12 protein-coding genes are annotated in these 14,804 nt (G+C 36.6%); all 12 read left to right on the forward strand.

Translation table 11 applies throughout. The annotated features are described in order from the left end of the window. Positions 1-136 precede the first annotated feature (136 nt). Positions 137-3,796, forward strand: coding sequence for a type VII secretion protein EsaA (gene esaA / locus QUF93_RS00800; RefSeq protein ID WP_289375110.1), 3,660 nt, complete (start codon positions 137-139; stop codon positions 3,794-3,796). Continuing rightward, entirely contained in the window at positions 3,771-4,283 is a 513-nt protein-coding gene (gene essA / locus QUF93_RS00805) for a type VII secretion protein EssA (RefSeq protein WP_289361089.1), read from the forward strand. Before esaA ends, essA begins: the two co-directional genes overlap by 26 nt. A 13-nt stretch (positions 4,284-4,296) precedes the next feature. Next, a complete protein-coding gene (locus tag QUF93_RS00810) occupies positions 4,297-4,548 on the forward strand; it encodes an EsaB/YukD family protein (RefSeq protein WP_289361090.1) in 252 nt (83 codons plus the stop codon). Between the two features lie 189 nt (positions 4,549-4,737). Then, a complete protein-coding gene (essB, locus tag QUF93_RS00815; protein ID WP_289361091.1) occupies positions 4,738-5,946 on the forward strand; it encodes a type VII secretion protein EssB in 1,209 nt (402 codons plus the stop codon). A gap of 40 nt (positions 5,947-5,986) precedes the next feature. Further along, the gene (essC, locus tag QUF93_RS00820; protein WP_289375112.1) at positions 5,987-10,489 is read left to right on the forward strand and encodes a type VII secretion protein EssC; all 4,503 of its coding nucleotides are present in this window, start codon (positions 5,987-5,989) and stop codon (positions 10,487-10,489) included. After that, a complete protein-coding gene (locus QUF93_RS00825) occupies positions 10,486-11,328 on the forward strand; it encodes a DUF3952 domain-containing protein (RefSeq protein ID WP_289361093.1) in 843 nt (280 codons plus the stop codon). Before essC ends, QUF93_RS00825 begins: the two co-directional genes overlap by 4 nt. 23 nt (positions 11,329-11,351) lie before the next feature. Continuing rightward, positions 11,352-12,821 carry a lipase family protein gene (locus tag QUF93_RS00830; RefSeq protein WP_289361094.1) on the forward strand — a complete coding sequence of 490 codons (1,470 nt, stop codon included), beginning with the start codon at positions 11,352-11,354 and terminating at the stop codon, positions 12,819-12,821. Positions 12,822-12,885: 64 nt separating this feature from the next. Continuing rightward, entirely contained in the window at positions 12,886-13,146 is a 261-nt protein-coding gene (locus QUF93_RS00835; protein WP_289361095.1) for a hypothetical protein, read from the forward strand. 1 nt (position 13,147) lies between these two features. After that, a complete protein-coding gene (locus tag QUF93_RS00840) occupies positions 13,148-13,486 on the forward strand; it encodes a DUF4176 domain-containing protein (RefSeq protein WP_289375114.1) in 339 nt (112 codons plus the stop codon). A gap of 273 nt (positions 13,487-13,759) precedes the next feature. Continuing rightward, positions 13,760-13,900 carry a hypothetical protein gene (locus QUF93_RS00845; RefSeq protein ID WP_289361097.1) on the forward strand — a complete coding sequence of 47 codons (141 nt, stop codon included), beginning with the start codon at positions 13,760-13,762 and terminating at the stop codon, positions 13,898-13,900. Continuing rightward, positions 13,887-14,489, forward strand: a complete 603-nt coding sequence (locus tag QUF93_RS00850) for a DUF5081 family protein (protein ID WP_289361098.1) — start codon at positions 13,887-13,889, stop codon at positions 14,487-14,489. Before QUF93_RS00845 ends, QUF93_RS00850 begins: the two co-directional genes overlap by 14 nt. 30 nt (positions 14,490-14,519) lie before the next feature. Beyond that, positions 14,520-14,804, forward strand: coding sequence for a hypothetical protein (locus QUF93_RS00855; protein WP_289361099.1), 285 nt, complete (start codon positions 14,520-14,522; stop codon positions 14,802-14,804).

The raw sequence follows: 14,804 nt of genomic DNA on the forward strand, positions 1-14,804 counted from the left end.
GCGGATAGTAAAGCTCCTACTAATGAAATTTTCACCTTATTGTGGGTATGAAAAGGAGTATCCGTTTTCGCGACTACTAGAAGTAAGCGAATAACAGTATACAGACAAAGAGTTTTACTAGCAGGAGTGGTGATGTGTGAAAAAAATAAAGTGGAGCATAGTATTTTTTATTATACTGACGCTTGCGCTGTCTACTGGAACCTCCTTTCTAGCACTGAATCAAGTGAAGAAAGGAAAGAGTGATAAAGATACACAAAAGATGACAGTTGCGCTGGTTAACGAAGATCAAGGTGCAAACCTGAATGGCAAAAAGATTGAATTTGGTAATGAATTTATTACGAGTGTGGAAAAAGATAATACGCACGATTGGTATGTAGTTAGCCGCGGAGTAGCAGAAAGCGGACTAGCACGTAACGTCTATAATATGATGATTGTTATTCCGAACGATTTTTCCAAAAAAGCAGTATCAATTGAGTCGAATGCGCCGGAAAAGGTGACGCTTAACTACAAGGTTAATACAACTGGTAATAATGATGTAAAAGCAGAAGCAGAAAAAACAGCAAGTTCGATACTTGGAGATTTCAACAGCCGAATTATCGATGTTTATTTCGCTAGCATTATCGGAAACTTGCAAAACGCGCAGGATAACATTACAACTCTTGTAAAAAAAGAACAAACTTACACCGATGTGTACAAGAAAGAGGTTCATAGCCCACTAGCTGGTTACACACAGCAGTTTAAAAGTGTTCAAGATCAAACAGGTGTGGCGAAAGGCAGTTTTAATGGGTTACAAGAGATTTTAAATGGGTTTAGCAACAATTTGAATGAAGGTATGAAATCCAATCAGACCAGTCAGACAGCTTTTGGTGATTTTAATAAAATGAAGGAAGCAAATGGCCTTGTCTTAAAGGATTTCACGACACAGTTGACTCAGTTTGACCAAAGTATGAATACAACAGATATAATGCAACAATTTGCTAATTTAGAATTAGCGAATAAAGTAATTTACGATCAATTTCAGTTAAAAGAAGAGCAGCCTAATCTTTTATCGGATTCAGCTGGTATGCAAAAGTATTTGAGTGATAACAGTGCGAAAATTCGTAGTTACAGTACTGAGTTAGCAAATACAATAGGATCAGAGCTTACGGCATCAATAACTGAAAAACTAAAGAAGGAAATTTCAAATTCTTCTGAGGGTCATCAAGACGTGTATTTAAATAAATTCTTTGATGCACCGGATAATCATGCGAATCAAAGAATTCAAGAGGCTATTAATCAGTTACCGTCATTAAATAAAGATGATATTCAAAACATTGGTTTATCAGATGGGACGAAGAAAGAACTGGAAAATGTTATTGATATCACAAATAAATATAATGCGGAAAAACTTTATACACCTACGCGAGGTACAGATACTATTCCAATGGTGGAAATGATAAAAAAAATTAAGGATAATTTGACGACATCTGGTGTTGAAGTAAACGATAAAGCAGTATTGCCAGCTACGAAAAAAGAAGGGCAATATATCACATTAAATGTACCAGACGATTATGAAGTGACAAGTGTAAAACTGGTTATCGGAAATGAAGCAGATTACACAGAGGAGTACCTTGAAAATAAAAAAGTTGTTTTACCAGCTACAGATAAAAGCGATTTCGAAATTAAAGCGACATTACGTTTAAAAAATGCTAACAGTAATATTTCTGTCTTTGAGCCTGTAACTTGGAGTTGGAATTTGATACAAGAAGATACAGATTATGTCATTGATAACCCATCATCTGACATGAAACCAAAATCAACTGAACCGCCTATACTAGGTCAATCACGTACGATTACTAATCAAAATCCTTTGAAGAAGGTAAAGAAAAGTGACAGTCAAACGCAAAATAGTGGTAGCCAGCTAGGTGGAAGTGACAGTCAAACGCAAAATAGTGGTAGCCAGCTAGGTGGAAGTGACAGTCAAACGCAAAATGGTGGTAGCCAGCCAAGTAGAAGTGACGGTCAAACGCAAAATGGTGGTAACCAGCCAAGTGGAAGTGACGGTCAAACGCAAAATGGTGGTAGCCAGCCAGGTGAAAGTGACGGTCAAACGCAAAATGGTGGTAACCAGCCAAGTGGAAGTGACGGTCAAACGCAAAATGGTGGTAGCCAGCCAGGTGAAAGTGACGGTCAAACGCAAAATGGTGGTAGCCAGCCAGGAAAAAATGATGGAGAGACACAAACAGAACAGCCAGGAAAAAGTGACGGAGAGACACAAACAGAGCATCCCCCTACAAAAGATGAAGAGACGAATACAGAAGGGGAATGGAAACCTGTAAATAATAATTACATTACTCACCAAGTTATGTCGTCGTTAGGTCCGAATGCGACTAATAAGCTTATACAAGCAGTTGAAGATACGATTAAAAATTATCAAAAACTATCTAACATGTATAACTTGTATTACGGGTTTGAAGCATCAGCCGATTTACCGGAGCATTTTAATCAAAAATCACTTACGGATTTAACAGAATCACATCAAGATTCATTATACTACCTGTTCAACAAACGCGATGTGCTTGACTTATTAGCGGAATACATTGCTAAGCAAACGACAGAAGAAGTACAGCAACAAACAAAAGATTTGAAAGACAAAGTAGATGCTTATCTTCAATTGGTTAATGAAGCAGATAAAAATTCTACTCATTTAACAGAAGAAATTAAGCAGACAACTGAGCAAGCAAACGCGATGAATACGAACCTTACGCAAACGTTAAAAGATTTAGCAACATGGCGTGAAACAAGCAATAAACTAATCGATCAACAAGGGAAAGTTGTGACAAATAGTGATGGTGAACAAACGGCAACGCTTACGTTAGACGGGGAATTTAAGTCTATTTTTACACAAAGTCAGACACTCGCTGATCAGTCGAAGAGTAACTTAATATCAGCTGACGATGTGTATAAAACGTTTGATAACATCGATGACCAAGCGAAAACGATTCAAGATAGTGGAGATTCGCTAGTTGGTCAGGCGACAAGGCTTTCGAATGATCTAAGTAAGAAACTAATTGATGATAAAGATTACTTGGGAAATTTCACGAAAGTTCTCGCAAACAGTCGTGTAGGCGAACGACAAAACGAAAACTTATATAGCTTCCTTGCAAACCCAGTGCAAAAGAAAAACGATGGTGTTGTTGTAGCCGCAGATACGTTTACACCATATTTATTAGTACTGATTTGCTTTATTGTTTCTCTATTTACAGCTTATGTAATTTCAAACCAAGAACGAAAACGCATAGAAAAAAGTGCTTTTGAGGAAGAGATGTCATTGGTACTGAAAAACGTACCAACTACGATTGTTCAAGCTGGTATTGGAATAGTTGAAGGGATTCTAATTGGCGGTATTTCAGGCTATTTATTGAAAGTTAGTCATGCAGAATTCCTAGTATGGATCAGCATGTATACCACCATTATGTTAGTGCTAGTTCTCATTTCAGGCTACTTATTACGCCAAATGAAAATGATCGGAATGTTTATTTTGCTAGCCACGTTTAGCATGTATCTGTTCCTGACAGATGCAGTTGGGTTGAATCTTGATAAAATGTCGACTGCTGCTAAAATACGTGAATTTTCACCGCTTCAATATATTGAAAGTATGATTACTGGTTTTGCAAACGACCGAGCAACTTGGTCGACTATTATGTATAGTTTAATTGCAGCTGCCGTTATTGGCTTTGTAGTAAACTTGTTCGTAATACGCAAATACCGGGCAGAAGAAAGGGATGAATATGAAGCTGATTCTCATACGAGCTAGTTTCATTACTGTTTTTTTGTTGCTTTTTCTTGCTCCGTCGTCCCTTCACGCTGATACGGGCAGCTATCTTGATCATAACGGAAAGATGGATTTGAAAACGGATCGTGTGGAACAGATGAAACAGGAAAAAGTCGAAAAGGAACAAAAGGAAACCCAAGAAACTGAGCTTGAAAAACACGCACCAGACTTGTTAAAAGAACAAACAAAAGATGTAATTAAAGAGAAGCAGAAACAAATAGAGGGCGAAACGAAAGCATTAAATGACTCATTGTTTGTAACATCAGACAAGAAGGATACAACTGTGAAGGACAGACAAAACAGCTTGTTTGCTCAAAATTATACGGTTAGCAACGCTGTTAACGCTGACCAAAACACTAATCAACTAGAAACGGAACCTATCAGTAAACAAATGATAGGAATCCTATCTGGTGTAGTACTAGCAATTTGCTGCGGCATTTATGTTGTAATACGGAAAATTTGGCAGTAAGGGAGAAGAAAGTATGGCAGGACAAACACATATTAATGTCACAATTGACTTTAGTAAATGGGATAGCAGATCATATGATCTGCGTATCCCGACCCACCAGCCCGTCAAACAGCTGCTCATGAACATTGCTGAAGCACTAAAACTTGATGTGATAGAAGTTTCTCGCTGCGCTATTAAGGTTGTTAATAAAGAACTGTTACTCACTGACGATGATCGGTTAATTGATTATCAGGTAACGGACGGGGATATATTAAAAGTTTTGTAGAATTAAAAATCTTTCTTTTTAGTTAGGTGAGAGTAACTGACCGTGCATAGAAGCGGTCAGTTACTGCTTTTGCCAAAAAACAAAGCTAGAAAGCAAGAGTGGATCATTTCTACATAGCAGCAACTTATATGTTGAAAAATCAAAATGAATTTATTTAGAAAAGAACATGAAAAAGAGGAGTCAGAGACTATGACAGAGAGAACGATTCAGCTAGATTCGATGCAGTATCTATTTGAAACGACTGAGCATATACGGAAATTGAAGTTATCGAAATCACAGACGCGTGTGAAGGACATACGGCAATTAGAGTTAATCACGGGAAGATCTAATTTCTTTGTACCGGCTACAGTAGAAGATCATGAAGATATGTTTACATTTGAGTTCGATGTTAAGGGATATACAAAGGAATGGGAAGATGTACAAAAACTAGGAAAGAACGATAAATTACGATTATTGCTTAATGTTGCTCGTTTTCAAGAGTGCTTACAAACGCGAAAAACTTTCTTCCTTCATCCAGACAATCTAGTATTTGATGACAATTATATGCCTTATCTAGTTTATCGTGGTATTCGTGATATTGTACCACCGTATCGCCTAGATGATGAGAAGTTTTTACGTCAGTATAAATGTTTAGTTGTCGCACTATTCTCGAAGAAATATAGTTTTGATGAATTGTATTCTGGTTCATTGAACAATGCAAAAGATACAGCATTCGAACGTAATGTGGTTGAGGTTAGTACATTTGATGACCTTGTAAAGTTGTTAAATGATCATTACAGAAGAGAACAAACGACAACAGAGAAAAATATGCAGCTTGTGTCGAAAAAACGATTCCGTTTATTTAAGCAATTATCCATTTTGATGATCGTTGCTTCGATTGTTCTCGCAGTACCGCTTGGCTATTTCAGCTTTGTAAAAATGCCGTATCAAAATAAATTGTTAGAAGCAGATAAGAATTTCTTGGCGACAGACTACGATAAAGTAATTAGCACTTTAAAGGAGCAAGATCCTGAAAAACTACCGGATGCATCTAAATATGTTTTAGCTTCTTCATATGTGAAGGCAGAAAAGCTAACGGATGATCAAAAAGCAGCAATTATGAAGAACGTGAGTCTAAAAAGTGATAAAAATTATTTATTATATTGGATTTACAATGGGCGCGGAGATTTCTCTAAATCCTTAGATCTTGCGAAATATATCGATGATCCGCAATTGATTATGTACGGATTAATTAAACAAATTGAACAAGCGAAAAATGATCCGAAGTTGACTGGTTCGACGCGTGAAGAAAAAGTACAGAAATATCAGCAACAATTGGAAGATTACCAAAAGAAATATAATACAAATTCCTCAGATGACTTATCAAATGAAAACCCATCAGGAAATAAAGCGAACTAGACATCAGACGAAATAAAAATAAAAGAAACGGGAGATAGAGATGGTACAACTACTAACAATTAGTTACGGTAATCAACTGCATAAATGTCATCTTAATCCGAAAAAACGTGAATTAGTCACAATCGGAAATGAATGGTCCGATACAGTTACTTACGCGGACTTGGAAACGCGTGTAGTGGTGAAGTGGGACGGCGAAGCATGGAAACTTGAGGATGAAGCATTACGTGTAAATGAACATGTGACTCTAGATATTACGAAAGAGAAACAAATGCATTTTTACTTAACGGATGCAGGAGAAGAGTATGTGTATGATATGGCGTCCAAGTATAGTATTTCGTTTGGAGCAACGGATCGCGATGATGTGACAATTAAAAATATGACAGCTGCTAACTTGCTGTTTATCCGTGAAACATTAGGAGATTGTTTCAAAGTCGTTGTGAATGACGGCTATGTATATCACAACTTTTTTCGCATGACTGGTGAAGAAATGCTTGAACCAGGCGATCAACTGTATTTTGACGGTGTAACAATCAAAGTTGGGAAAGAAGATATCCAAATATTAGCTTCATCTAATCGCGTTACATCAAAATTAACACCTTTAATTGAAGCTGATAATGATTTAGGTGAAGAATATCCGAATTATCATCGTTCCCCGCGGATTATTTACCGTGAGCCAGAGGAAAAACTCACGATTGGAAAGCCATCTCACCTACCGTCAAAACCAAGTGAACAACTGGCACAGATGATCGTCCCGCCGATTGTGATGATCGTGTTGACTGTAGTCGTTTCAATCTTTCAGCCCCGCGGGATTTTTATTCTCGCATCACTCGGGATGACAGTGGTAACAGTAATTATTGCATTAACCACATATTTAAAGAATTTAAAGAAATACAGAATTGATACGAAAGAACGGAATGAAAGTTATCAAAATTATTTGAAGCAGAAAACGCAAGAATTGTATGCCGCAAGTGAAGAGCAAAGGCACGCTTTAGATTATCACTATCCAAACATTGAACAAATTCGTGATATGGCAGTAAGAGTAGATTCGCAAATCTATGAAAAAACAATGTTCCACCATGATTTCTTGACATATCGGGTTGGATTGGGCCGCGTTGATTCTAGTTTTGAAATTCAGTTTAACGAAGAAGAGTTTACGCAAAACAAAGATGAATTAGTAGAAGCTGCAAGCGGCTTACGTTCGCAATATATGGGTTTAGAGAATGTACCAGTTGTGACCGACTTAGTGAATGGCCCAGTAGGTTATATCGGACAACGAAAATTAGTAATCGAACAGCTGCAAATGCTCGTTATGCAAACAGCTCTGTTTCATAGTTATTATGATTTACAATTCATTACGATTTTCCCAGAAGAAGAAAAAGCAAGCTGGGAGTGGATGCGCTGGCTACCGCATGCGAGTTTACGTGATATTAATGTTCGCGGGTTCGTGTATCATGACCGAAGCCGAGATCAAGTATTGAACAGTTTGTATCAAATCCTGAAGGAACGCAAATTAGCATTAGAAGAGAAAGGCAATTCCAATGAAAAAATGTATTTTGCACCTCATTACGTTGTATCGATTACAGATGAAAAACTAATTTTAGATCATAGTGTAATGGAGTTCTTTAACGAAGACCCGAGCGAACTTGGTGTATCTCTCATATTTGTAGAAGATGTGATGCAAAGTTTACCGGAACATGTGAAAACAGTTATTGATATTCGCGATGCGAAAAACGGGAATGTTATCTTAGAAAAAGGTGAACTAGTGAATCGCCACTTTACGCTCGATCACTTCCCAGATGGTTTCAGCAAAGAAGAGTTCTCTCGTGCATTAGCACCGCTGAATCAATTGCAAAACTTAAGAAACAGTATTCCAGAAAGTGTTACATTCCTTGAAATGTACGGCGTCGAAAAAATTCATGAACTAAACATTAAGGGGCGCTGGGCGAAAAACGAAACATTTAAAAGTTTAGCTGTACCGCTCGGCTTACGTGGTAAAGATGACATCGTCAACTTGAACTTACACGAAAAAGCACACGGACCACATGGATTAGTAGCAGGTACAACAGGGTCTGGTAAATCAGAAATTATTCAATCGTACATTTTATCTTTAGCGGTAAACTTCCATCCGTATGAAGTCGCATTCCTACTGATCGACTATAAGGGCGGCGGAATGGCGAACTTATTCAAGAACTTACCGCATTTATTAGGAACAATTACGAACTTAGACGGCGCTCAAAGTATGCGTGCCCTTGCATCGATTAAAGCAGAATTACAAAAACGTCAACGCCTATTTGGCGAATATGATGTAAACCATATTAATCAATATCAAAAACTATATAAACAAGGCAAAGCGAAAGAAGCAATGCCGCACCTATTCTTAATTTCAGATGAATTTGCTGAGTTAAAATCAGAACAACCTGAATTTATGAAAGAATTAGTATCAACGGCACGTATTGGTCGTTCACTAGGAATCCACTTAATCCTAGCAACGCAAAAACCGAGCGGGGTCGTAGATGACCAAATTTGGAGTAACTCCAAATTCAAATTAGCACTAAAAGTACAAAATGCATCCGACAGTAACGAAATCTTAAAAACACCAGATGCCGCAGAAATTACACTGCCAGGCCGCGCATACTTACAAGTCGGAAATAACGAAATCTATGAACTGTTCCAAAGTGCATGGAGCGGAGCGGATTATATTGAAAACAAAGAGGACCAAGAACAACTAGATACGACGATTTATGCGATTAATGAACTTGGGCAGTATGAGATTTTGAGTGAGGATTTGAGTGGACTTGGAAACAAATCAGAAATCACAACTGTGCCGACTGAACTAGATGCAGTTATCAATTATATTTATGATTACACAGAAGAAAACCACATTGAAGCATTACCAAGACCGTGGTTACCACCGCTTCCAGAGAGAATATTCCTGCAAGACTTACATCCAGTAAACTTTAAGGAAGCATGGTCAGGTGAAAAGAAACCATTACAAGCAACAGTTGGTTTACTAGACCAGCCTGAACTACAAGCGCAAACACCGCTTACATTAGACATAAGTAAAGACGGTCACGTTGCAGTCTTCTCAAGTCCAGGATACGGAAAATCAACTTTCTTACAAACAGTTATTATGGATGTGGCGCGTCAGCATAGTCCGGAGCATTTGCATGTGTACTTAATCGACCTTGGAACAAATGGTCTTTTACCATTAAAAGGATTACCTCATGTGGCGGATACAATTACAATTGACGAAACAGAAAAATGCTTGAAGTTAGTAGAACGATTAAATCAAGAAATGAAAGCTCGTAAGCGCATGTTAAGCCAATATGACGTAGCAAGCTTAGAAATGTATGAAAAAGCTAGCGGAAATAAAGTTCCGAATATCATTGTAGCAATTGATAATTACGATGCGGTAAAAGAAGCTAGATTTTACGAAGAGTTTGAAATGCTTATGATGCAAGTTGTCAGAGAAGGTGCAAGTGTAGGAATTCATACATTGATTAGTGCTGGTAGACAAAGTGCACTACGCATTCAACTATACAATAACATTAAGGTACAACCTTGTCTGTACATGATTGATCATAGTGAAGTATCAAGTATTGTAGGACGATCTGATATTAAGATTGAAGAGATTACAGGACGTGCACTGATAAAACTAGAAAATCCTACATTATTCCAAACAGCATTACCAACAACAGCAGAAGACGAATTGCAGCAAATTCAGTTGTTACAACAAGAAGCACATGAAATGGATGAAGCATGGCAAGGAGAACGTCCAAAAGCAATTCCGATGATGCCAGAAGTAATTGATTTAATGACATATCGTAACCATAAACAAGTGAAACAAGCATTACAATTAGGACAAATTCCAATGGGTCTTGACTTTAAAGAAGTGGAAGTTGCTGCCCATGATAGTGCGGTAAATGACCACTTAATGATTTATAGTGTAGACGATAGTATAAGAAAACAAGTCGTATCAAGTATCATTTCTCAAACGAATAAAGACTATTTTGAAAGTGTAACGTTAGTAGATACAAGCGAATACGGATTTGTTCAATATAAAGAGAATGTGACCCATTACATCGTAGCAGAAAATGATGTGAATACACATCTCAAGCAGTGGATGGAAAATATTCGCGAACGATCCAATGAATTAGCACAAGCAAGACAAGAAGGTAGAGAAATACCAACATTCGCAAAACAACTCATTATTATTGCAAACGTTGAAGAATTGAATCGACTTGTTTACATCGACGACGTAGCGGCAACAAATTTAATAGATTCATCTCGTGCAGTAGGCATCTACTTTATCTTTGCTGGGCATCATGAATATATGGACCGAAACAGAGATGCATTGCCAATGAAAATGCGAAGTAAACTAACAACAGCAATCATCGCAATGCCTCTAAACGACCAAAGCATTTTCAGCATCAAGTATGTAAGTAACGAACCGGCTTTAGGAAAAGATGAAGTATACTATTATGTAAAAGGAAGCATAATCAAACTAAAAATGCCAAGAGTAACGAACGAGGTGACGGTATGAAGAAAAAGAAAGTTAAGGGGATGATTATTATGACGATTGTCGCGTCTTTATTGGGTGGATGTGGTTCATCTAAAACAAAGCTTCAAACAGGAACAAAAATTGAGTATGAAAGATTGGTAAAGGCGTTAGATGAAGGAGATATGAAAACGGTAATGTCTGCGAGTGATGATGGGTATGCGCATGTAGAAGAAGAAAGTATACAATCTGTTATGGAGGAAAAAGAGGATGGTACTTATACTAAAAGACTATATCAATCAACAGATGGAATATACTTTTTGAAAGAAAGAAATATATATGGTACTACAAAGCAAACTACAAGTAACTTAATAAATAATGCTAATCAAACGCATAAAGATGATGAATATAAAAAGGATGAAATATATAGTTCGAATTTCATGTATAGAAATGGACAAGTACAAAGCTCAACTCCAAATCTTGATGTTTTACCAGTTAAATTAATTATAGATCGTTTACAAGGAATTGGAAAATTAAAGCCAAAAGATGATAGACAAGGGTTCGATGAACCGAATAGAATTTCGTATAATTTAACAGAGTCGCAATTTCAACAAATTATTAATGATAAATTACATTTGCAATATGACAAATTTGGTACAGCTTCAATTGTTATTTATTTTAACCAGGCTAAAGATGTAAAAGAAAAGCCTATGGAAATAGATGAATTAAGGATATCCGTGGATTATGAGAAAAAAAATGATCAAGGAAAGATATTAACACATATTCAACAAATATTAGTAGGGTTTGATGGTAAGGAAGAAAATACTCGAAATGCAAAAGCTAAATATTTAGAATATAAAAATCAATTCAATAGTAATAAATAATTAGGAAGGGGTTGAGGTTAATTATGGGGCGTTTTAATCTATCTTCCGACGAAGGAAAATTACAATTAGCAGGGAAGGATATTTACGGTTTTAATGGGAGAGAAGGAGAATATGATAGTAAGTCAGCGAAAATAAACCGAGAAAAATTAGAAAGTACATTCAATTGTAGAATCATAGACTTTGAAGATGATCAAATCACTGGATTCGGTGCTTATGCGCTTAAAGATAATGATACAGGTGAAATTACAATAGCATATGTAGGAACGCAGCCAAGTCAAACATACTTTGGTATTGGAGGGATTGACTCTCCAGATATATGGGCAGACGCGTCAATTGGTCTTAATAATTTGTTTAATACAGACGCTCCCACTAGGCAGTACGATATGGGGGTAGATTTTTATGAAAGAGTTAAGAGGAATCATGGACAAAATAGTAATATAACGTTAACTGGACATTCATTGGGTGGAGGAATAGCAAATACAGTTGCACTAAGAAACCAAAAGGATAATATTCCTGTATTAACTTTAAATCCTGCACCTGTATTGGATACGGATGTTGACAAATACGGTGGCGGTTCCAATATGAAGAATAACCGCTCTATTGTAAATGAAAATGATCCTTTGTACAATGCCATAAAAGTAGCAGATTTTGTTATCCCTGGAAGAGTGTATATGATGCTGAACGGAGAAGGACATTCCTATGTTCCTAAAGGTGAATACTTTGATGGAAATAGCAATTTACGTTTAGAAAAACTTAAAGCCGGAAATGATACGGGGCTTGATTGGATTCCAGGTTTTTTAGAGTTGTCAGGGGCATCAGCAAAGTTGTATAAGGGGCTTACTGGGAAAAAAGATATTAGTGAAAAGGAAGAAGCTATAGTAGACATAGTAGTAAATGGTACACCAGTTAGCGCATTACTAGTTGTACTAATGACTGCAGGAGATTTTAGTCATATAGCTGATAAATTAGAAAGTATAAAGTCAACAGCTATAACAGAAGCCATTAAGTTTAGTATGGCAGCTAGCATAGAAATTAAAAGTAAAGTAGATACAGCAATTGACTTTATTGAAACAAAATTAGCTACATGTAAAGAGAAAGTGCTAGAAGTATTAAAAGCAGCCTTTAATGTGGCGATAGATGCTTTTGTAGGAGCTCTTATGGTGTATTTGAACCCAGGTGAAATTATGGCAATCGCAAGAGAAGTAGCACCATCTCTTTTGAAAGATATTGTGGATGTGTTTAAAGGTGATTTTATCATTGATACAAATATTACTGCAGTCGTAGAAAGTCATATAAGGAGCCATCGCCAATCACTTCTTAATCTCTTTATGAACGATAGTAGAAAAGGCATAGATCGTTCATTGCTTGGTGAAATTTCTAAAGATGTGAAGGAGCTAACAAAAGATTTAAGGCAATTAAATGAGGATGTCTCCTCGGCAGTTGCTTCCATGATGGCAAAAGATGAAGAGTTAGGAGCAGTAGCGTATTATTGATAGGTTCTACAAGAAGCTTGGAAGTTTTGAATATTTATAGAACATATAAGTAAGGAGAAATGTTATGGATTTGCATTTGATTATGAGTAAAGTTCATAGTACATTTTCGGATAACGGCGGACGAGATCAAATATTGGGTGTAGTGAAACAGCTTGAAAATGCGGCAGCTTCTTTAACAACAGATATTAGAAATTTAGAGAGCAGCATTGATACACATATGAATGGGAAAACACGAGATGCATTCATGGATCGGATTCGTCAGTTAGAAAGAAAACGGCAAAAGATAGAAGAAAAAATTAACGCATTAAAAGGGACGGTTAATTAATATGAAGGATTATATGGAGACGGTATTACCATTAGGAAGTGTAGTAAGATTAAGTTCTGATGAAGATACAGATTATATTATTACAACAAGAGGTATATTATTGGATGATACAACATTCTATGATTATGGAGGAGTATTATATCCATTAGGTTTGACAGAAGAAACATATAAACTCTTTAATCATTCAGATATTGTACAAGTCCAATTTGAGGGATACCGAAACAAAATTGAAGGCCAATTTGCAGCTAAATTTAAAATATGGCGGAATGAATTTGTTGAAAAGGTAATTGAAACAAAGAAAAAAGAACAGACAGATCAGGTAGCTGAAACGAAGAAATAAAAATGATAGGACTTCTTCTTTCTATATTTGAACTATACCTTATAAAATGAAGAGTTTTACAAAAAGGCTCTAGAGAATATAAATTTAAAAATGGCTTCGGATATTGATCCGAAGTCATTTTTTTTTGCATTTATGCAATCGAAGAATAACTAGCTAAATTAAATAAGTGCTAAAAATGTAAAACACATCCGACAGTAACGAAATCTTAAAACACTAGATGCTGCAGCCCAGTACGTTTCAAATCGAGAAGAGATGGGCCGAGCTAAGAAATGTATGGAAAAGAAGAGAATAGAAAAGAAAAAGTCTAGTTTAACGGCATCTAGACAAGTGGCTTATGATCGCGGTACGTGTATTACAGAGATAAGGCCAATGCGAAAGCAGCAGAAGGGAAGTGAGAAAGATGGGGAAAGTTGAGATTATTGATAGCGACTTACAGCAAGCCGTTCAATATTCCAAAGCAATTCAAGAGGCGCTACGTACATCTTATGATAAAAGTAATGATCTAAAAAGTTATGTGAAATCAGCAAAATGGAGCGGCAGCACGAGAGGGTCATTTGAAGCTTACTTGGATTTGATTACGCAATATCATAAAGATATGAATAAAATCGTGCCTCATCAACAATACCAATTACATATTTTATCGAAAATGATTGTGTTAAACATGTTAATTGAACATTTCCCTATACTATTACGGGAACCAGAAGAAGAGGAATACAAAGACTTGACGCACAGAGCATCCGAGCAGGAAAGAAAACAGTTAGAAGAACGGTCATTATCAGATACAGGCATCAATATAGAGCTGTTTCACCTAACAGAAGAACCAAGATTACAATCTAACCCGCGCTACTATCAGCAATGGCTTTGCTTAGAATCCAATCAAAGAGTAGCGGCTATTGATTTAGTAAAAAAACAATATTTGTTTGTCAGTCAATTTTGGTTATTGAAACTTCTGTTTGATGAACTGGAAATTCCGTATGCAAAGGAGGGAGTAGTACATGGCTAATGTTGCGCCAGGGGCGGTCAAAGCATTCAAATGAATGTGGATGAAATGACGACGATTTATAAATATTTAGAAGAAATACTGAACACGTTTAGAAATGATATACAGGCTAATAGCCAGAACATTCAGCAACTCCAATACTATAAAGACGGGAAAGCAACACAAGTTGTAATGGAATACGAGCATATCTTGAATAAAACGATGGAAATCGGAGATCATTATGAGCGCATCATGTCGCTAGTTGCCTATACGTTACAATCAATGATGGCAACAGATGAACAATTGGGACAAGAAATTATCAGGAAAATTGGGGGATAG

This window comes from Bacillus hominis (genome assembly GCF_030348325.1).
Classification (GTDB): Bacteria; Bacillota; Bacilli; order Bacillales; family Bacillaceae_G; genus Bacillus_A; species Bacillus_A hominis.